Source organism: Bacillus sp. TH19 (assembly GCF_016651075.1).
Lineage (GTDB): Bacteria > Bacillota > Bacilli > Bacillales > Bacillaceae_G > Bacillus_A > Bacillus_A mycoides.
In genome coordinates, this window is record NZ_JAEKEO010000007.1 from 552869 (window position 1) to 574730 (window position 21862).

At 35.7% G+C, this 21862-nt stretch carries 17 protein-coding genes and 1 other annotated feature; of the genes, 11 read left to right on the top strand and 6 right to left on the bottom strand.

All coding sequences use genetic code 11. The features are described 5' to 3' along the window. Positions 1–47: 47 nt before the first annotated feature. Together murB and tyrS are read left to right on the top strand one after the other, a co-directional pair. Positions 48–965 carry a UDP-N-acetylmuramate dehydrogenase gene (gene murB / locus JFU54_RS06455; RefSeq protein ID WP_002016019.1) on the top strand — a complete coding sequence of 306 codons (918 nt, stop codon included), beginning with the start codon at positions 48–50 and terminating at the stop codon, positions 963–965. A gap of 107 nt (positions 966–1072) precedes the next feature. Then, positions 1073–1289 (top strand) — a binding site (T-box leader). A gap of 57 nt (positions 1290–1346) precedes the next feature. Continuing rightward, a complete protein-coding gene (gene tyrS / locus JFU54_RS06460) occupies positions 1347–2609 on the top strand; it encodes a tyrosine--tRNA ligase (protein ID WP_201064016.1) in 1263 nt (420 codons plus the stop codon). A gap of 264 nt (positions 2610–2873) precedes the next feature. Here the strand turns inward: tyrS and JFU54_RS06465 are convergent, their stop codons facing one another. The 3 genes from JFU54_RS06465 to JFU54_RS06475 all read right to left on the bottom strand — a co-directional run bounded on the left by JFU54_RS06465 (position 2874) and on the right by JFU54_RS06475 (position 5315). Further along, complete coding sequence (locus JFU54_RS06465; RefSeq protein ID WP_201064018.1) at positions 2874–4052, bottom strand: NAD(P)/FAD-dependent oxidoreductase; 1179 nt, start codon at positions 4050–4052, stop codon at positions 2874–2876. A gap of 44 nt (positions 4053–4096) precedes the next feature. After that, entirely contained in the window at positions 4097–4537 is a 441-nt protein-coding gene (locus JFU54_RS06470; protein ID WP_002016003.1) for a DUF1641 domain-containing protein, read from the bottom strand. Between the two features lie 430 nt (positions 4538–4967). Beyond that, positions 4968–5315 carry a winged helix-turn-helix transcriptional regulator gene (locus JFU54_RS06475; protein WP_000760478.1) on the bottom strand — a complete coding sequence of 116 codons (348 nt, stop codon included), beginning with the start codon at positions 5313–5315 and terminating at the stop codon, positions 4968–4970. A gap of 394 nt (positions 5316–5709) precedes the next feature. On the opposite strand from JFU54_RS06475, the gene JFU54_RS06480 reads away from it, so the two are divergent. From JFU54_RS06480 to JFU54_RS06495, 4 genes are all read left to right on the top strand, one after another. After that, positions 5710–6873 (top strand): MFS transporter, encoded by a 1164-nt coding sequence (locus JFU54_RS06480; RefSeq protein WP_161939635.1) that lies wholly within the window; start codon positions 5710–5712, stop codon positions 6871–6873. A 16-nt stretch (positions 6874–6889) separates the two neighbouring features. Beyond that, on the top strand, positions 6890–7729 hold the full coding sequence (locus tag JFU54_RS06485; RefSeq protein WP_002068247.1) for an aldo/keto reductase: 840 nt from the start codon (positions 6890–6892) through the stop codon (positions 7727–7729). A 123-nt stretch (positions 7730–7852) separates the two neighbouring features. Then, on the top strand, positions 7853–8791 hold the full coding sequence (locus tag JFU54_RS06490) for a thioester domain-containing protein (RefSeq protein ID WP_002129843.1): 939 nt from the start codon (positions 7853–7855) through the stop codon (positions 8789–8791). A 590-nt stretch (positions 8792–9381) separates the two neighbouring features. Next, positions 9382–12564 (top strand): putative mucin/carbohydrate-binding domain-containing protein, encoded by a 3183-nt coding sequence (locus tag JFU54_RS06495; protein WP_201064019.1) that lies wholly within the window; start codon positions 9382–9384, stop codon positions 12562–12564. Positions 12565–12608: 44 nt separating this feature from the next. On the opposite strand, the gene JFU54_RS06500 is transcribed toward JFU54_RS06495, so the two are convergent. Further along, complete coding sequence (locus JFU54_RS06500) at positions 12609–13247, bottom strand: NAD(P)-dependent oxidoreductase (RefSeq protein WP_159147230.1); 639 nt, start codon at positions 13245–13247, stop codon at positions 12609–12611. 301 nt (positions 13248–13548) lie between these two features. On the opposite strand from JFU54_RS06500, the gene JFU54_RS06505 reads away from it, so the two are divergent. From JFU54_RS06505 to JFU54_RS06525, 5 genes are all read left to right on the top strand, one after another. Then, the gene (locus tag JFU54_RS06505) at positions 13549–14979 is read left to right on the top strand and encodes an alanine/glycine:cation symporter family protein (RefSeq protein ID WP_012261958.1); all 1431 of its coding nucleotides are present in this window, start codon (positions 13549–13551) and stop codon (positions 14977–14979) included. Between the two features lie 222 nt (positions 14980–15201). Continuing rightward, on the top strand, positions 15202–16644 hold the full coding sequence (locus tag JFU54_RS06510) for an alanine/glycine:cation symporter family protein (RefSeq protein ID WP_033708503.1): 1443 nt from the start codon (positions 15202–15204) through the stop codon (positions 16642–16644). 300 nt (positions 16645–16944) lie between these two features. Beyond that, a complete protein-coding gene (locus tag JFU54_RS06515; RefSeq protein ID WP_002089478.1) occupies positions 16945–18126 on the top strand; it encodes a NupC/NupG family nucleoside CNT transporter in 1182 nt (393 codons plus the stop codon). A 345-nt stretch (positions 18127–18471) separates the two neighbouring features. Then, positions 18472–19653, top strand: coding sequence for a NupC/NupG family nucleoside CNT transporter (locus tag JFU54_RS06520; RefSeq protein WP_201064020.1), 1182 nt, complete (start codon positions 18472–18474; stop codon positions 19651–19653). A gap of 95 nt (positions 19654–19748) precedes the next feature. Further along, positions 19749–19979, top strand: coding sequence for a hypothetical protein (locus tag JFU54_RS06525; protein WP_078175914.1), 231 nt, complete (start codon positions 19749–19751; stop codon positions 19977–19979). Between the two features lie 19 nt (positions 19980–19998). On the opposite strand, the gene JFU54_RS06530 is transcribed toward JFU54_RS06525, so the two are convergent. Continuing rightward, positions 19999–21171, bottom strand: coding sequence for a DUF418 domain-containing protein (locus JFU54_RS06530; RefSeq protein WP_201064021.1), 1173 nt, complete (start codon positions 21169–21171; stop codon positions 19999–20001). A 147-nt stretch (positions 21172–21318) separates the two neighbouring features. Further along, complete coding sequence (locus JFU54_RS06535) at positions 21319–21825, bottom strand: ferritin (RefSeq protein WP_002015996.1); 507 nt, start codon at positions 21823–21825, stop codon at positions 21319–21321. Positions 21826–21862: the final 37 nt, after the last annotated feature.

Sequence of the window (21862 nt, forward strand, 5' to 3'; positions counted from 1 at the left end):
CCGTATATAGCGGGATAAAAAGATTATAGAAATAGAGGAATCGTAAAATGAATATGCACGAGGTTTATAAATATTTAAGTACAGTATTGCCTGAAGGTCATGTGAAGCAAGATGAAATGTTAAAGAATCATACGCATATTAAAGTGGGCGGGAAAGCGGATGTGTTCGTTTCTCCTACGAATTATGATGAAATTCAAGAAGTTATAAAGTATGCGAATCAATACAATATTCCAGTTACGTTTTTAGGAAACGGCTCTAATGTTATTATTAAAGACGGTGGTCTGCGCGGGATTACAGTAAGTTTAATTCATATTACCAATGTTACTGTAACAGGGACAGCGATTGTTGCGGGGTGTGGTGCAGCAATTATTGATGTGTCACGAATTGCATTAGATCACTGTTTAACAGGACTTGAGTTTGCTTGTGGTATACCAGGTTCAGTTGGCGGAGCGTTATATATGAATGCTGGTGCATATGGCGGTGAGGTTGCATATGTGCTAACAGAAGCTGTCGTAATGACAGGTGATGGAGAGCTACGTACTTTAACGAAAGATGCATTTGAATTTGGATATCGTAAGAGTGTATTTGCGAACAATCATTACATTATTCTTGAAGCGAGGTTTGAACTTGAAGAAGGTGTGCGTGAAGAGATTAAGGAAAAGATGGATGATTTAACGTATAAGCGTGAATCAAAACAACCTTTAGAGTATCCTTCATGTGGCAGTGTATTTAAGCGTCCACCAAATAATTTTGCGGGTAAGCTTATTCAAGAATCAGGACTGCAAGGTAAGCGAATTGGCGGAGTTGAAGTTTCTTTAAAACACGCTGGATTTATGGTGAATGTTGATAACGGAACTGCACAAGATTATATCGATTTAATTCATTTCGTACAAACAACTGTTGAAGAAAAATTCGGTGTGAAATTAGAGAGAGAAGTAAGGATTATTGGAGAAGATCTACAGTAATCTTTGAATAAAAAACGTATAAAAGTATGAATTATTTCGAAATAACATTTGGGTATTGTTGACAATTTGATTTGGATTCAATATAATGGCTAATAATTTAACAAATAAAATATACGTTGAAAGAGCCCAGTAGCAGTTTGTCACTGTTATTAAAGAGAGCTAGGGATTGCTGGAACCTAGCACAAACAAACTTGTGAATTACACTCTGGAGTATCTTAGGTAACGCTAAGCGGACTAGCAATCGATATTATTGCTAAGAGTGGTATGAATAGCTATGCTATTTATGCAAACTGGGTGGTAACACGGTGAATGATCGTCCCTATGTCTATTGTAGACATAGGGGCTTTTTTGTTTTCAAAAAAATAAAGGGGATGACAAAAGATGAATATTATTGATGAATTAGAATGGCGCGGTGCTGTGAATCAGCAGACAGATGAAGAAGGTTTACGTAAGTTAGTAGAAGAGAAAAAGATTTCACTATACTGCGGAGTTGATCCGACTGGTGATAGTATGCATATCGGACATTTGATTCCGTTTATGATGATGAAGAGATTCCAATTAGCTGGTCATCATCCGGTTATTTTAATTGGCGGGGCAACAGGAACAATTGGTGATCCAAGTGGACGTCAATCAGAGCGTCAACTGCAAACTTTAGAAGTGGTGCAGCATAATGTAGATGCGTTAACAGCGCAAATGAAAAAGCTATTTGACTTTGGCGGGAATAGCGAAGTGAAGATGGTAAATAACTATGACTGGACACATAAAATAAACATTATCGAGTTTTTACGTGATTACGGAAAAAACTTTAGCATAAATAGCATGTTAGCGAAAGATATTGTCGCAAGTCGTTTAGATACAGGGATTTCTTTCACAGAATTCACGTACCAAATCTTGCAAGCGATGGATTTTCATCATTTATACACAAAAGAAGATGTTCAATTGCAAATTGGTGGTAGTGATCAATGGGGAAATATTACGAGTGGTTTAGATTTAATTCGTAAGTTAGAAGGTCATGAAGCGAAAGTATTCGGATTAACGATTCCATTATTATTAAAATCAGATGGTACGAAGTTTGGTAAATCAGCAGGTGGTGCTATTTGGCTTGATCCGGAAAAGACAACACCGTTTGAATTTTACCAGTTCTGGGTGAATACAGATGACCGTGATGTAATTAAATACTTGAAATACTTTACGTTCTTAACGAAAGAGCGAATTGATGAATTAGCAGCGAAGGTAGAAACAGAGCCTCATAAACGTGAAGCACAAAAAGTATTAGCAGAAGAAATGACGAAATTCGTTCATGGAGAAGAAGCATTTTTACAGGCAGTGAAAATTACAGCAGCGTTATTTAGCGGAGATATTAAGTCGTTAACAGCTGATGAAATTGAACAAGGCTTTAAAGAGATGCCGACATTCCAATCTTCAAAAGAGACGAAAAATATCGTAGAGTGGCTAGTTGATTTAAGAATTGAACCTTCTAGACGTCAAGCGCGTGAAGATATTAATAATGGGGCTATATCTATGAATGGTGAAAAAGTAACGGATGTGGGTACAGATGTTACTGTAGAAAATTCATTTGATGGACGATTCATCATTATTCGTAAAGGGAAGAAGAACTACAGCTTAGTGGAATTAGGAGAATAGTTCTTGTGAAAGAGCGGAAGTAGGGAAGATATCTACTTCCGCTCTTTTCATATACACAATTTCGATGTAAAAAAGTCAGTATATTTCGATAATTAAAGAGGTTATATTATTCTTTTGTCGAATAAATAAGTTAGAGAAAATTACGGATAAAGTGAAACTTTAATCAGTGGGGGGTTTTGTTCATCCCCACTGATTATCAGCCCGCAAATAGCGGGATAAAAATAGCCCGAACCATGCAGGGCATGATTCGGGCTTATATTCAGATTAGTATGCTAAGCTGAATAGACCTTTAATGTGTGATAAGTAACGAACGTTACTTGCTTCTTTCATTAATGATGCTGGTAAACCTTTAAGCGGAGTATTGCTTGCTCCGATTGTAGCAACAGCATCTTTACGTCCTAGACTAGCAAGTGTTCCAGAGTTGATAGGTGCGAACTCTTCGAATGCTTTGCCTTCTAGTGCTGCGTATAAGTTGTATCCAATTAACTCACCCATTTGCCAAGCGATTTGTGCAGTTGGTGGGTATGGACGACCGTCTGGAGAGAAGACAACAGCGCTGTCTCCAGCAACGAATACGTCTTTGTGAGAAGTAGATTGTAGATGTGCATTAACAGTTGCACGACCGCGGTTTACTTCAAGACCTGATTCACCAATTAATGGGTTACCTTGTACGCCGCCTGTCCAAACGAATGTGTTAGCAACGATTTTTTGACCGTCTTTTAAGTCGATTTCATTACCAGCAACGTTTGTTACAGGAAGACCTGTTAAGAATGTAACACCGCGTGCTTCTAAGCTAGCAGTTGCACGTTCGATTAAGTGGTCTGGTAATACTGGAAGGATTTTTGGACCTGCTTCAACAAGAAGAAGTTTAACTTCTTTTGGATTTACGCCGTGGCTTTTTGCAAGTTTAGGCATAATGTCAGCAAGCTCACCAACTAGCTCAACACCAGTTAATCCGCCACCACCGATTACGATTGTAGCATCAGCTTCGTTTTTCGTTTTAGCGTATTCACGAATACGGTCTTCAACGTGTTTGTAGATTTTGTTTGCATCAGCAGCAGATTTTAATACCATGCTGTTTTCTTCTAGTCCTGGAATACCGAAGTAAGCAGTTTTACTTCCTAAAGCAACTACAAGTGCATCGTAAGATAAAGTAGTGCCACCAGCTAGTTTGATTTCTTTGCTATCAACTGAGAATGACTCAACTGTTGCAATTTTAAGATCGATGTCTTTACCTTTGAAAAGCTTTGTAAGTGGCATTGCAATTGCTTGCTCAGCAACGTTACCAGCTGCAAGGCGGTGTAGTTCAGTGATGATTTGGTGCGTTGGGTATTGGTTAATCACTGTAACTTGTGCTTCTGATTTGCTGTAGTATTTACGTACGTTTAAAGCGGCAAGAAGACCGCCATAACCAGCGCCTAAGATGACAATTTGTTTTGACATAGTATGTTATCCCCCGTCTTTACTAATTGTTGTTATAAGTTAAATTATTTATTATTACGTTCTGCACTAATTTGAAGGTATGCGTTCACAAAACGGAACATTTTTTGTGCTTGTGGGTCTTTTAGTAATTTTAATAGACCGAACAGGCCGATAACTTCGTTGCTTTCATCAGCACGATCTTTCGCTTCGATAGCAGTTGCAGCCATGCTTTTCACTGTATCTTTTACAGGTTCTACAAGCTCTGTGATTGCACTAACAGTGTCGCTTTTTAATACTTCATCAGTAGCAACAGTTTGAGCGAAGTCATAAGACTTAGTTAAAATGTTAACAAGCTCAGTTAATTTTGGAAGCTGTTCCACTAGTGTTGTTAATGATTCTTGTACCTCAGGTTTTAACAACTGATCAAGTACATCAAGTTGTCCTTGGCTAGCAGAAATTTGTACAGTTTCTTGTTCTGGCTTTGTTTGAGTCATAGTTTCTGGCATCTCCAATTCTCCTTTACGATAGCAATACTCTTATTTTTGATAGATAAGATAGTAAACACTTGCGAAACTTTATACAAAGTTTCACAAAGCACAATAAAATGCCTTTAAATTTATGACAGCAAGTAAGCTGAAATCATAAATCCAAAACCATAATGTCCTACCTATTATTTATGAACTGTCCGATACATGGCTTGTCCGCATAATGGAAAGTTCCCTTATCGGAAAGTGTATATAATATATATCCTATATTATATACTATATACACGTATGTTAACATAAAAATGATTCCTAATTATTTGATATTGATTCTGTAACCTAGTACTGACAAGGCATGAAAGCGCATAAATTATTTTATCTATCTTAAAAATGTACATATATATAAAGAAAAAAAGGAGGAAATGGACAAATTTATGTTCATTTTTTCCTTTTTTTATTGTTCACCTTCTGTAATTAGCATTGATGTGTTACCGCTTTTTTCAAGGTGGCATTCGCCCCAAGTACAAAGAGAATCAAGAATGGATTCTAAAGACCAACCGTAGTCTGTAAGAGAATATTCTACTTTCGGTGGTACTTGATTGTATACCTTTCTTTGAATAACTCCGTCTTCTTCTAATTCGCGTAATTGCTGTGTTAACATCTTTTGTGTAATACCAGGCATGAGACGTTTTAATTCACTCGTTCTCTTTGTACCTTTCGTTAAGTGGCAAAGAATAACGACTTTCCATTTTCCGCCGATAACCTCTAAAGTCGCTTCAACGGGAATATTATATTTCTTCATATAAAAATCTCCTTTGATGAATGTAGATTTCAGTTCTCCAACAAAAGAAGCCAAATAATTTAAATGTTACTAAAAAGTACCTATAGCACTTTAAAGTACGTACTTTTTATCATGTTGAATATGTTCCATAATAGCATACGTAAGAGGGAAATGAGTAGTACGGTACTAAAAAGTGCCTATGTTACTTTTTGGTACCTATCGTACTTTAAAGTGCGTTCTTCAAAAAAAGAGTGAAGCCATTCATAATAGCATATATCAGCAGTAACATTATTTTTGTAGAAGATAAAAAGGCCTTTTTATCACACTATTATGATTGGATTTCTCGCATTAAGGAGGAGTTCAATTGAATTCATATACAGTATCTTCTTCAGCGGTACAGACGAATCGAAGAAGTATGTTTGCTTTATTAGCACTAGCAATTAGTGCGTTTGGAATTGGTACAACCGAATTTATTAGTGTCGGTTTATTACCATCTATTTCAGAGGATTTACATGTTTCTGTTACAACAGCGGGTTTAACCGTTTCTTTATATGCATTAGGGGTAGCGTTTGGTGCCCCAGTATTAACGTCATTAACAGCTAGTATGTCGCGAAAGACGTTATTAATGTGGATTATGATTATTTTCATTATTGGTAATGGAATTGCGGCAGTGGCAACAAGTTTTACTGTGTTGCTTATGGCGAGGGTTGTATCTGCGTTTGCACACGGCGTTTTTATGTCGATAGGATCCACAATTGCGGCTGCGCTTGTACCAGAGAATAAACGTGCTAGTGCAATAGCATTTATGTTTACTGGTTTAACCGTTGCGACGATTACAGGTGTACCAATTGGAACGTTTATTGGTCAACAATTTGGCTGGAGAGCATCTTTTATGGTGATTGTGGTCATTGGAATTGTTGCCTTAGTTGCAAACAGCATGTTAATTCCGTCTAACTTAAAAAAGGGTACACGAGTATCATTTCGTGATCAATTCAAACTTATCACGAACGGAAGACTCTTACTTGTTTTCGTCATTACTGCATTAGGATACGGAGGAACATTCGTAACATTTACGTATTTATCTCCGCTATTACAAGAAGTAACAGGATTTAAATCGAGTACCGTTACAATCATTTTGTTAGTGTACGGGATTGCAATTGCGATTGGGAATATGGTCGGCGGAAAATTATCGAATCATAATCCAATTCGTGCACTATTTTACATGTTCTTTATTCAAGCAATTGTATTATTCGTACTAACATTTACAGCGCCGTTTCAAGTAGCGGGGCTTATCACAATTATTTTTATGGGGCTATTCGCGTTTATGAATGTTCCAGGACTACAAGTGTATGTCGTTATATTGGCTGAGCGTTTCGTGCCGAGTGCCGTTGATATCGCATCAGCAATGAATATTGCAGCATTTAACGCAGGAATTGCTCTTGGGGCTTATTTGGGCGGTATTGTAACGAACTCGTTAGGATTAATTCATACAGCTTGGGTAGGCGGCATTATGGTAGTAGGCGCTGTTATTTTAACAGCTTGGAGTATGAACTTAGAAAAAAGAGATCAAGCAAAATAAAGGAGAGAAAAATATAATGAAAAATTTACAAAGTAAAACAACATTGCATAACGGTGTGGAAATGCCTTGGTTCGGTTTAGGGGTATTTAAAGTAGAAGATGGACCGGAACTTGTAGAGGCTGTGAAAGTAGCCATTAAAGAAGGATACCGTAGCATTGATACAGCTGCGATTTATGGAAATGAAAAAGCAGTTGGAGAAGGCATTCGCGCTGGTATAAAAGAAGCAGGAATTTCTCGAGAAGATTTATTCATTACTTCAAAAGTGTGGAACGCAGATCAAGGATATGAAACGACACTTGCTGCATACGAAGAGAGCTTAAAAAAATTAGAACTAGATTATTTAGATTTATATCTTGTCCATTGGCCTGTTGAAGGGAAATATAAAGATTCGTGGAGAGCGTTAGAAACACTTTATAAAGAAGAACGCGTGCGTGCAATTGGCGTAAGTAACTTCCAAATCCATCATCTGAAAGACGTACTGGAAGGTGCGGAAATTAAGCCGATGATTAACCAAGTAGAGTATCACCCGCGTTTAACGCAGAAAGAACTACAAGCTTTCTGTAAAGAACAAGGAATCCAAATGGAAGCATGGTCACCACTTATGCAAGGGCAATTATTAGATAATGAAACTTTACAAGAAGTTGCTGATAAGTACGGTAAAACAACAGCGCAAATCATTTTACGTTGGGATCTTCAAAATGAAGTTGTAACGATTCCGAAATCAACGAAAGAACAGCGTATTATTGCGAATGCTAATATATTCGACTTCGAATTAACAAAAGAAGATATGGAAAAGATTGATGCTTTAAATCAGAACCACCGCGTTGGTCCAGATCCTGATAACTTTGATTTCTAATAGAGGTAAGTTCAAAGGGTGCAAAAAAGTTTGCACTCTTTTTTGCTTTGTCTATGCATAAAAAACTTTTCTAACTAAATAATACATAGTAGTAAATTTGTTATTTTATAAGGGGTTGTAGACATGAATATAAAACGATCGTTCAAGCTAATGGCCGCTTTTTTGAGTGTTTTATTTGTATTTGCGAACTTATTATTCCCACTTCAAAAGGCATCCGCAGAGGTTATGGATCACACGAAGTATCAAATGGATTGGAGTTATAGTAAGTCAAAGAAAAAACCAATTCGAACAGAGCTTATTAAAACAGCAGATGGCAAAATTGCTTTTTGCTTAAATGTAGATTTGAAATCTCCGAGCGGCCAAGATTTACCTGAAATGGGTAAAGTAGATATTAACGTATATCGTGTACTATTAAACGGGTATCCACAGAAGAGCCCACAAGAATTAGGTGTTTCCGATTGGAGAGAGGCACATTACGCAACGCAGCTTGCGGTGTGGAATGCGTTAAAACAAATTGATATTAACGATTTAGATTTCCGTAATAAAAATGTAGAAAAAGTAACGAAAGATATAGTTGCAAAAGCAAGCGCTAGTGAGGAACTACAAGAAATTACGATGAGTGTAGTACCATCAGAAGAACAAGAGGCAGTATTAAAAAATGAGTTTTTTGAAACAGGTTTATACACAGTGCAAACAAATGCAAAAAGTGGAACGTATAAAGTGCAAGCAACAGGTGCACCAGAAGGCGCGAAGTTCGTAAATGAAAAAGGCGAGGGAAAAACAGAATTTAATGTAGGAGAAAAGTTCCGCATTTTAATTCCGAAACAAACACCATCGGGTGGATTTAGCTTTAAAGTATCAGGGAATTTAACGAAACTACAAGGAATCGCGCATAAAGGAACACCGACAATTCAAAATGCAGTTGTGTTACTTGAGCGTAGTGAAGAGAAAACAAGTCCAGAGTTGGCGGTAAGTTGGAAGAAAGCAAATGGTCATGATAATAAACCAAATAAACCCTATACACCAAATGAACCACATAAACCGAATCAAATTAAAAGATAGTGGAAAAAGCATTGGCGCTTGCCAGTGCTTTTTTCTTATCTGAGTAGAAGTTAAATTATATGTTAAAAATAATAAACGGGTATAGATAACATGAAAACAATATTGGGACAGTTTAAACTATATTTTAGAATAATATAAAATATGTTGAAATCCGAATGTTACGATTAATGGATTATATTCACGGAATTGTAACATTATTCTGATTGAAAAGGCTATCCAACAAAATAGAAAGCGTGTAAAATTCAGTTGGAAAAACTACCTATAGATGGTCATATATGAAGAAAATGTAAGTTTCTATTGTTTTTCACATTTTTAGATGTATAGATGACAAGACTGAAGTACATCTTTTGCTATTCTCTTTTTATGTAGGAAGAGAACTCATCACAAGTAGAAAGAAGTGAGGAGGATACAATACATAAAAATTTTATAATGTAGGAAATTGAATACATTGAGAGGAATGCGGTAGTAATGGATACAGGTGCGCGAGGTGTTAGTCTATTCATTAAATGGTTTTATAAAAATAATAGGATTTTCAATTAAATGAATGTATAGGGTAGTTTGTCTAAAAAAAGGAATAGGGGACACAGATTATGTCAAAGAAGAAAAAGAGTAGGGTATTAGTAGCTGGAGTTTTTTTAGCTACGTTATTAACTCCGTATGGTCTTGAAGTGCCTAAGGTATATGCAGAGATGATGATTGAAGATAAGGAGAAACAGCAAGAAGAACGAGTGTATCAATTGCTGCCAAAAGGTGATGTAGAAGAGATACGTGAGTTGCATCAGCGTCGAATGAGTTTTTCTCCCTATGAACCAACTGGTATTTATGTAAAGCCAGGTGAAGAAGTAGTTATTCAAGTAGATGGGAATCAAAAGATTAAAGCTTATATTGGCACATATTCTTATGAAAAAGAAGAACCTAAACAATTCAATTTAAATCCTGGTGAAAATAAAATTTCTTCTCCGAATGGAGGGCTATTATACTTTTATAATTATCACAACACGGGAGAAGTAGTTGCTAAAGTAAAAAAAGGTGGTATACCAAATCCTTTATTTATTTTAGGTAAACATACGACAGAAGATTGGAAACGTATGTTGAAGGAATCACCGAATTCATATGCAATCGAGATGAAAGGGGAAAATAGTTTACTAACTATGCATCCTGAGACTGTGGCGGAACATTTGAAGCAAGAAGATCCAGCTGCGTTATTAAAGAAACATGATGAAATAATTAATATAGAACATAAGATATCTGGTTTATCAAAAGATGGTGTGGGTGTTGCGAATCAAGGCAAACATTCCATTCATTATGTTGAAGACTGGTATACGGACAATTATATGTATGCGACTTATTATCGAACAGCTTATAGTAAAGGGAATTTAGAGTCAGTACTAAATCTAGAAGAGTTAACTGCGGATGGATGGGGACCTTGGCATGAAGTGGGGCATCAACATCAACAGGACACTTGGTTATGGGAGGGGCTTGGAGAAGTAACCGTTAACATTTATTCTTTAGCAGTTCAAACTGCATTTGGACATAAAACAAGGTTAGAGCAAGAAAATCGTTATGAAGCCGCATTTGCTTATCTAGGTAAACCGAATGCGCAAGAGAAGATGAATGAATTCGAAAAATTAGTTATGTTTTGGCAGTTGCATTTAGCTTATGGAGACCAGTTCTATCCGAAATTACATCAAATGTATCGTGTGTTACATGATACAGAAATGCCTAAATCTGATGAAGAGAAAAAGCAGATGTTTATTTACATGACGTCAAAAGTAGCTGGGCAAAATTTAATTCCTTTCTTTTATAAATGGGGAATAATTCCAAATGATGATACTAGAGAGAAGATTGAAAAATTAAATTTACCAAAATTAGAAAAGGAAGTTTGGTTATCTACAGATAGCAATCCAATTCGTGAAAAACAAACTGAGTTATATGAAATTCCATATGGCGAGCCAAATAATGAAAAAATACAAAATGTAGTAATTGGTACTACATATGATGAGAAAAAAGCAAAAGAACTTGTACAGAATTTAGGAGAAGGTGTAAAAACAACAGGTGTGATTATGCAAGATAAGCCTGAAGTTGGAGAAAAAACTGTAAAAGTAGAAATTATAGATGAAAAAGGGAATAAAAATTTAATTCCTGTTGTAGTAAATGTTGGTTATGGTGATAGCTTAGTATTCAAAGGGCTCAATTATAGTACTGATATTAAATCGATTGTAACACTGCAACACGATCAGAAAAAGTTGAGTGCGACAGCTGATTCTAATCAAGTGCATTATTATTTTAAAGAAGATGCGTATTTTGAATTCACATTACTAGATCCAAATGGAAATGAGAAAAAGAAAGCAACTGTAAAAGGTGTTGAAAATGCGGAAGAATTCGCAAAATCGATTAATGGGTTAGAGTTCGAGTATGGTGACGTTGTAAAAGTGTATCACGCAGAATCAGATCGCTTTAATTGGTATCAAAATAATAACTTTATCGGCCAAGGTAGGGCGAAGGTAGAGGAAGAATTATTATTTAAAGTAACAGAAAAGGGCTTTGAGAGAATGGAAGCTCAACAAGAAGTAACAGTAGTACCGCAAAAAGTAGTAATCGGAACAGATGCTGAAAGATTAGAAGCAAAAGATTTTGTTCAAGTGAAAGATGGAGAAGTAATCGGATTTGTAGAAAAACCGAATACAACAAAAATCGGTGAACAAAAAGTAAAGGTAGAAACGAAAGATCGTTTTGGAAATAAGAAAGTGACAGAAGTGCCATTGGAAGTAATGTATGGCGATAGTTTAGTCTTCCAAGGTGATGGTAATAAAACGCGTTCTGTCGTAACTGCGGATCATAATACGAAAAAGCTACAGGCAACATTTACGGATTCTAAAGTTCATTATCGTTTTGAGAATGAAAAATATATGGGAATCACGCTATATGATCAAAATGGAAATGAAAAGAAAGTTATTTCGGTAGAAGGGCAAGAGACTTCTGAAAGTTTTGCAGAACAGTTGAATGGTGTAGACTTCGCATATGGTGATGTTATTAAGGTATATCATGCAGAATCAAATCGATTAAAGTGGTATCAAAAGAATGAGTTTGTAGGTAACGGTAAAGGGAACGTGGAACAAGAGTTGTACTTTAAAATAACGGAAAAAGGTTTTGAAAAACTGGAAAGCTTACAAGAAGTAACAGCAGTACCACAAAAAGTGACAATCGGAACAGAAGCTGAAAAATTAGATGCAAAAAACTTTGTTCAAGTAAAAGGTGGAGAAGTAGTTGGTTTTGTGGAAAAACCTAGTACAACAAAAATCGGTGAGCAAAAAGTAAAAGTAGAGACGAAAGATCGTTTTGGGAATAAGACAATAACAGAAGTACCGATTGAAGTGACGTATGGAGATAGCCTGGTGTATCAAGGTGTGTCCAATGTTACACGTTCTATTGTTACGTTAAATCATGACGAAAAGAAATTACATGCAACATTTACGAATGATGTGATTCATTATCGTTTTGTGAACGAACAGTATTTAGGTTTTACGATTTATGATCAAAATGGAAATGAGAAAAAGCATATATCAGCAGACGGTCAAGAAACCTCAAAGAATTTTGCAGAACAAGTAAATGGTACTCCATTTGAGTATGGGGATGTTGTAAAAGTGTATCATGCAGAACCAAGTCGTCTGAAATGGTATAAAAAGAATGAGTTAGCAGAACAAGTAGCCTCAGCAGAAGTTGCATTTAAAATCACTCAAAGTGGATTAGAACTAGTAAAGGGAATATTGTAATAAAAAATGCGCGTAGATGTTGGATCTACGCGCATTTTTTTCTATTACTCAGCTTCAGAAACTACTGTGAAGCGTTCGTTTACGTGTTTTGGATTTTCGATTTCATCAAGTGCTGCAACTGCGAAGTCTTCGTAACTTACGTAGCTATCACCTTTTGAGTTAACAAGAAGGTTGTCTTTTCCAGCTGTATAAGAACCAGTACGTTTTCCTAATGCGAATAGTGCAGAAGGGCTGATGAATGTCCAAGTAATATCTTTAGTTTGTTGCAAGATTTCTAAGTTTTTACCTTGGTTTTGAGCTGTTGCAAGGTATTCATTTGGGAAACCTGGCGTATCAAATACGCGTGTTGTTTTCTCTGCGTCTACAAATAAGCTTCCAGCGCCGCCAACTACAAGTAATTTTGTATTTGGTGCACCTTTCATAGCTTCAATTAGTACATTTCCTGCATCTACGTGAAGGTGTTCTTCGCCTCCTGGAGCGCCGAATGCATTTACAACTACGTCAAATGCTTGTAGGTCATTAGATGTAAGAGCGAATACATCTTTCTCTAAAACTTTTATATTTTCTTCTGTAATTTTTGCAGCGCTTCTTACGATTGCAGTTACTTCATGTCCGCGATCTAATGCTTCTTTTAAAATACGACTTCCTGCTTTACCAGTTGCTCCGATGATTCCGATTTTCATAATAAATCCCTCCAAAGTGTTTTGTTAAAGTGTATATCTGAAAGTAAATGAATTTGTTGTAATAAGGTTTGTTACAACCCGATGTAATCATTATAGTTACAGGTTGGTGTTTTTGTCAATGGGGTAGTTTGTAGATTTACTTTTTGTTTTAGTATGCACAGTTAGAGGGAGGAGAGTCATAAAAAGATTGTTACGTTATAAATCACTAACATTTGGAAAAGCGTAAATTGTCGAAAAATGTTGATTTTTAAATGTTTTTTAAATATAATTCGTTTTATGGAGAAAAGGAGGGGTTAATTGTATGGATATTTTAGAGCAATTTGTTTCGTCAACGAATACAATTCTTTGGTCATATATTCTTATTGCAATGTTAATTGGTTTAGGTCTTTATTTTTCTATTAAATTGAAATTCGTACAAATTACTCATTTAGGGGAAATGGTTCGATTAATGAGTGATGGATTAACTGGAAAGACACGTAAAAAGGGAAGTGTATCGTCATTCCAAGCATTTTGTATGAGTTCAGCAGCTCGTATTGGTATCGGGAACTTAGCTGGTGTAGCGCTAGCTATTTCTATGGGAGGACCTGGAGCTGTATTTTGGATGTGGGTTATTGCGATTATTGGGGCGTCTTCAAGTTTCGTAGAAAGTACGCTTGCGCAAATTTATAAAATAAAAGATGGCAGTGGCTTCCGTGGTGGTCCTGCTTATTATATGGAAAAAGGTTTAAATAAACGTTGGATGGGAATTTGGTTCTCTATTCTAATTACAATTACTTACGGATTAATTTTCAACTCCGTACAAGCAAATACAGTTACATTAGCATTTAAAAATGCTTTTGGTATTGAGCGTTACGTTGTTGGGATTGTGTTAGCGGTATTAGTTGCGGTTATTATTTTTGGTGGTGTAAAAAGTATTGCGCGTATGTCTGAAATGATCGTTCCGCCAATGGCGCTTATTTATATTGCAGTAGCAATTTTCGTCGTTATTAAAAATTATTATTTAATACCGGATATGTTTACAGAAATCTTTAAAGGGGCATTTGGTTTAGATTCAGCTGTAGGTGGCGGTATCGGTGCTGCAATGAAGTTTGGTATTCAGCGCGGATTATTTGCGAATGAAGCAGGTATGGGTAGTGCGCCAAACGCGGCTGCAACAGCTGATGTAACGCATCCAGCGAAACAAGGATTTATTCAAACAATCGGTGTTTTAGTAGATACGTTCTTAGTATGTACATCAACAGCGTTTATCGTACTATGTTCTGGTGCATATAAAGCAACAAATTTAGAAGGTATTGAATTAACGCAAAATGCATTAAGTTCACAAATTGGCCCATGGGCAAGTAGCTTCTTAGCGATTATCATTTTCTTATTTGCTTTCAGTTCACTTCTAGGAAACTACTATTATGGTGAAACGAATATTGAGTTTATTAAGCAAAGTAAAACTTGGTTAACGATTTACCGTATTGCGGTAGTGGGAATGGTATTATTCGGTTCTATTGCGACGCTTCAAGTTGTATGGAATATGGCAGACTTATTTATGGGTCTAATGGTAATCACAAACTTAATTGCGATTACACTTCTTGGCCGATTTGCGTATGCTGCGTTGGCGGACTATGTGAAACAAAAGAAACAAGGAAAAGATCCGGTATTCAGTGCAGATTCTATTCCTGGTTTAACGAACACAGAGTGTTGGGATAAGCCGGCGGTAACAGATAAAGAAAAAGCAGTATAATAAAAAGGCGAGCATCGAGATGAATTCGATGCTCGTTTTTTTGTTGTAATTAATGATATTAAGGCTAAAAGATGATTAATATAATTTTTATAAAAAATACGGATGTTATAATTGTTAACATTTTCATGTTATAAAACCTTACATTTCTTGTCGAAAATTCTTGATTGTTAAAAGTTTTTAGAATATAATCTTCTTAGTGTTATGAAGAGGGGGAACGCAATGATGGATTTTTTAACTAGTGTTATTGGGGATATAAATAATGTTCTATGGTCATATATTATTATTGCAATGCTAATTGGACTTGGGCTTTATTTTTCTTTCCGAGTAAAGTTTGTTCAAATACGTTACTTTGGAGAAATGATTCGTTTACTTGGGGATGGAGCGAGTTCAAAAACAAGAAAAGCGCAAAAAGAAAAAAGTGGTGTATCATCATTCCAGGCTTTTTGTATGAGTACAGCTTCTCGTGTAGGTACTGGTAACTTAGCTGGTGTAGCTATCGCAATCTCAGCAGGTGGACCAGGAGCGGTATTTTGGATGTGGTTAATCGCGGTAATTGGGGGTGCTTCTGCATTTGTAGAGAGCACATTAGCGCAAATTTATAAAGTGAAAGATGGGAACGCATTCCGCGGTGGTCCAGCGTATTATATGGAAAAGGGTTTAAAGAAACGCTGGCTAGGAGTTGTCTTCTCTGTTCTAATAACAGTTAGTTTCGGATTAATTTTCAACGCCGTGCAGTCAAACACAGTAGCCGCGGCTTTTGATGGAGCATTTAACACAGATGGTAAGTTTGTAGGTCTGTTTATGGCTGGTTTACTTGCAATCATTATCTTCGGCGGAGTAAAACGTATTGCACGTGCGGTTGAAATGATTGTTCCAGTAATGGCAATTATATATGTAGCAGTGGCATTATTCGTTGTTGTAACAAACATTACGGCAATTCCATATGTATTTAAAGAAATTTTCTTACATGCTTTCGGAATTAAAGAAGTAGTGGGCGGGGGATTAGGAGCTGCGATTTTACTAGGGGTAAAACGTGGATTATTCTCAAATGAAGCAGGTATGGGTAGTGCGCCAAACGCAGCTGCGACTGCAAACGTAACGCACCCAGTTAAACAAGGTTTCATTCAAACTTTAGGGGTATTTACAGATACATTATTAATTTGTAGTTGTACAGCATTTATCATTTTATTATCAGATGTGCCTGGAGCGGCTGATTTAAACGGAATTCAATTAACGCAACAAGCATTAAGTCAACATATCGGACCGTGGGCTTCTATATTTGTAGCAGTTGCAATCTTCTTGTTTGCATTTAGTTCATTAGTAGGTAACTACTACTATGGTGAAACAAATATTGAGTTTTTAAATGGAAGTAAAGTTTTACTAAATGTTTATCGAATCGCGGTACTTGGTATGGTTATGTTAGGTTCTGTAGCAACAATTCAAATTGTTTGGGACTTAGCAGATTTATTCATGGGTATCATGGCTATTATTAACTTAGTGGCGATTGTATTCCTTTCTAAGTATGCTTTTGCGGCATTATCAGATTACGTAAAACAAAAGAAACAAGGAAAAGATCCTGTCTTTTATGCGGAGTCTATTCCGGGTTTAAACAATACAGAGTGCTGGGACAAGCCAGCAGTAGCAGATAAAGAAAAAGCTGTATAATAAAAAGGAACGAGCATCAGAGAAATTTGATGCTCGTTTTTTTTTATGGTGATAAACTAAAGGAAGAGGGAAAATACGAACATTAATGAGTGTTTTATAATAAAATGTATTTTTTTAAGAAAAATGCGGATGTGAGTTATAATTTGTGTTAGAATGGAAAATGGCTTTGAGACAAGAGAATTTATGGTTTTTCATATCCAATTGAAGGTTTTGGAGGAGAAATGGAAAGTTCGGATTATTCCTTGTTTTGAGTAGTCAGACGTTCAACGTTAATGAAGAGTTAAATGGAGGATTTTATTAATGAAGTTTGTTATGTTTCTTGTAGGACTACTAGTTGTATTCGTACTCGGCTTTCTTATAAGTTCTGATCGTAAGAAGATCAAGTATAAACCAATCGCAATTATGCTTGTTATTCAGCTAGCGTTAACGTATTTCTTATTAAATACGCCAATTGGTTATATTTTAGTAAAAGGAATTTCAGATGGATTTGGAGCGCTTCTTGGATACGCGGAATCTGGAATCGTTTTCGTATTTGGTGGTCTTGTTAATAAAGGAGAGGTTTCATTCTTCTTAACAGCTTTATTACCAATCGTATTCTTTGCAGTGTTAATCGGAATTCTGCAACACTTTAAAATTTTACCGATATTTATTCGTGCTATTGGTACTATGCTAAGTAAAGTAAATGGTTTAGGAAAATTAGAATCATATAATGCAGTAGCGGCCGCAATTGTTGGGCAAGCAGAAGTATTTATTACAGTAAAAGATCAATTAAGTAAAATCCCAAAACATCGTTTATATACACTATGTGCATCTTCCATGTCGACAGTATCGATGTCGATCGTTGGTTCTTATATGAAAATGATTGAACCAAAATATGTAGTAACAGCACTTGTATTAAATTTATTTAGTGGTTTCATTATCATTCATATTATTAACCCGTACGATATTACAGAAGAAGAAGATACACTGAAGTTAGAAAATAAGAAAAAACAGTCATTCTTTGAAATGTTAAGCGAATATATTATGCTTGGTTTCACGATTGCGATTACGGTAGCAGCAATGTTACTTGGTTTCGTAGCATTAATTACAGCAATCAATAGCTTGTTTGATTCAGTGTTCGGTATTACATTCCAAGCTATTTTAGGATATATTTTCTCTCCATTAGCATTCGTAATGGGTATCCCGCAAGCAGAAATGGTAACAGCGGGACAAATTATGGCAACAAAATTAGTATCAAACGAGTTTGTTGCGATGCTTGATCTAGGAAAAGTAGCTGGTGATTTATCAGCTCGTACAGTTGGTATTCTTTCTGTATTCCTTGTATCATTCGCGAACTTCTCATCTATCGGAATTATTGCAGGTGCAACGAAAGGGATCGATGAAAACCAATCAAACGTTGTTTCATCATTCGGATTACGACTTGTATACGGTGCGACATTAGTAAGTCTTTTATCCGCGATTATCGTTGGTGTTATGTTATAAACAAAGATGGCCCTAGCTTATAGCTAGGGCTATTTTTTATGGTAAATTTGCATGAAAAAACCAATTAGTTAGGAATATATTAACATATAAAAATCTTTTAAAATTTATATTGCATTTCGATTAGATAACGCTTACAATTTGATTTGTAGGTGGTATCAATTTCAGACTTTCAAGTATGGTAGGAGAGAAGAAGCTACCTTTTATAAATTGCAATTTATGTAAACGCTTACTGATTTTAGAAAACAGTTGAATAATATTTAGGGGTTTTAAATTTTTTTAACATCAATGGTCAGACGTCATTCGTTATACGACCGATAACTCGTGGGAGAAGTGGAGGATTCACATATGAAAATCGTAATGTTTCTAGTCGGTTTACTTGTAGTATTTGTACTAGGGTTCCTTATCAGTTCAGATCGTAAGAAAATTAAATATAAACCAATTGCACTTATGCTTGTCATTCAATTGGTACTTGCGTATTTCTTACTAAATACAAAGGTCGGATTTGTATTAGTAAAAGGGATTGCAGATGGATTTGGCGCTATTTTAAAATTTGCGGAAGCAGGGGTTAATTTCGTATTTGGTGGTCTAGCAAATGATGGACAAGCACCATTCTTCTTAACAGTATTATTACCAATTATTTTCTTAGCAGTACTAATTGGAATCTTACAACATATTAAAGTTTTACCGATTATCATTCGTGCAGTCGGTTTCGTATTAAGTAAAATTAACGGTTTAGGAAAACTTGAATCATATAACGCAGTAGCAGCTGCAATCGTTGGTCAAGGTGAAGTATTCATTACAGTAAAAGATCAACTAAGCAAATTACCGAAAAATCGTTTATACACACTTTGTGCATCTTCCATGTCAACAGTATCGATGTCAATCGTCGGTTCTTACATGAAAATGATTGATCCAAAATATGTAGTAACAGCACTTGTATTAAACTTATTTAGTGGATTCATTATCGTTCATATTATTAATCCATATGACGTAAAAGAAGAAGACGACATTTTAGAATTACAAGAAGATAAAAAACAAACATTCTTTGAAATGTTAGGCGAATATATTATGCTTGGTTTCTCTATCGCTGTAACAGTAGCGGCAATGTTAATCGGTTTCGTAGCATTAATTACAGCAATTAACGGTGTATTCGATTCAATTTTCGGAATCACATTCCAAAGCATTTTAGGATATGTTTTCTCACCATTAGCATTCGTAATGGGTATTCCAACATCAGAGATGCTAGCAGCGGGACAAATTATGGCAACGAAATTAGTAACGAACGAATTTGTTGCGATGCTTGATCTAGGAAAAGTAGCTGGTGAGTTATCAGCCCGTACAGTAGGTATTTTATCAATCTTCCTTGTATCATTTGCGAACTTCTCATCTATCGGAATTATCGCAGGTGCAACGAAGAGTATCGATGGCAAACAAGCAAATGTTGTATCATCATTCGGACTAAAACTTGTATATGGTGCAACGTTAGTAAGTATATTATCAGCGATTATCGTTGGGGTTATGCTTTAATAAATAACAAAGAAGTCGTTTATCTCTCGCCTAGAGGATGAACGGCTTTTTTGTTTGGGTATGATAAATATAATAAGGCAGTGGGCGGAATTATGATGAAAGAGCGAGACAACTTAAAAGAGCTTGATGAGGTTATTGAGAATATTGATAAGTTAACCGGAGAAGATGCTAGAGCATTTTTGAAATTGATACACGGATATTTGAGCATAGTAGAGGATGGAGATGGAACCTTTACTAACAGTGAATTTGTCGAAAAAATTTCAAGTCTTTATAAGAAGGATTTGCCCAAGCTCATTAAGCTTCGAGAAAAAATAAACAAGCAATGAGTCTAAGCTCATTGCTTGTTTAACTTACTTTATCCAAGTCTTTTTTAAATCGTGGTCTTTTTAAATAAGTTCCCAGTCTCCACACATATTCTACAGGCCCCATTCGGTATTGCTGTAGCCAATAGGTACTAACGAATAATTGAATCGTATAAATTCCAATGGTTAAAAGAATACCGAAGAAATAGCCGATTTTACCGTATAAGCCAAACCCATATGCGTAAAAAATGGTTGTTGCAATAATAGATTGTGCTAAGTAATTACTAACTGACATTTTTCCCATGTTCGCCATGTATGTTAGTAAGCGCGATGCTTTTTTGTAATGGAACAATAAAGTAATTGTGCTTCCGTAAAGGAAGGTCATGGTTACGGGTGTAAGGCCATCTTGTAACATAATTAAAATCGGATGTTTTACGAACATGGTTAAAATTTTGATTGTAAAAGAAAAAATACCAGTAATAAGCCAGATCTTTTTGACAGCAGGTATATGTTTATCAATCTCAAATAGCCATCCCTTTTTTCCTACGTACATGCCGAGTAAGAAGAGTGGAGACATAAAAATTAATGCGAAAATTGACAGGATAACTAATCCGAAGACACCGTTAATTCCCATGTAATCAAAAGGATTTTCAGTTAATCTAAAGTTGATATGATCCATATAGTTTCCAGTTTCATGAACTTTATGCTCTTTTTCAATATAAGGTGCGACATCATTGAATGTGTTTGATGTTGGTTCAGATTGATAAGATGCGAACATAATGAGTGCTAATAAAATGGATGCCCAAATGAGTAACGTTTTTGGTTTTCGATTGATGAACATCATTAAGAAAATCCCGACAATCCCGTAGGCAAATAAAATATCTCCCTCCCAAACAAAAGTGCCGTGAATGTAGCCTAGTAGTAAAAGAATGCTAATACGCCTTATATATGTAGGGAAAAACTTTTTTCCTTTTGCGATAATACTTTTTTGTAACAAAATAATGCTAAGCCCAAATAAAAAAGAGAATAGGGAAATAAAATTCTGTGTGCCGAAAAATTGAATAAACCAATTAGCACTTTCATCGAGTTTTCCGAAAATATAAGCGGGTTTTTCATTAGCGAATAACCCGAATTGAATTAATGTTATATTAACAAGTAAAATGCCAAATAAAGCGAAACCACGAATGGCGTCAACAAATTCTACACGTTGGTTCATTTTTTCTCTCCTCGTATATTGTTTTATATTGAAAATAATACTATTTATTTACTGTTGTTATGTCAAATACGAGGAAATTTAAGGTGATTTTAAGCTAGAGAGAAAAGAAAAAATCACCTTAATACATTCATTAAGGTGATTGGAATACTACTCAGCTGGAGGCGTAAATGTACGTTTCTCTAATTCAGCATCTAGCATAAATAATGCGTTTGAATCGCTTGTAATACGTTTTAATTTTTGGATGATGCTATCAAATGAAGCTTCTTCTTCTACTTGCTCGTCAACGAACCATTTTAAGAAGGTAATTGTTGCGTGTTCACGCTCATCCCAAGCGATATCAGATAAGTGATAAATGCGCTTCGTTACTTCACGCTCGTGCTCAAGTGCTACTTCAAAAGCATTCAATACAGACTCATATTCGTTATTAGGATGATCAAATCCAGTAATAATAGCGCGCTCGCCGCGGTCATTAATGTAGTTGTAAAGCTTCATTGCGTGGAAACGCTCTTCTTCAGCTTGTACAAGGAAAAAGTTAGCGAATCCATCGTAGCTTTCCGCTGTACAGTAAGCAGCCATTGCCATATAAGCGTGGGCAGAGTAAAATTCAAAATTCATTTGTTCATTTAGTGCGTCGTGCAATTTTTTAGATAACATAAAATCCCCCTTATTATTTTGACAAGAACATTATATC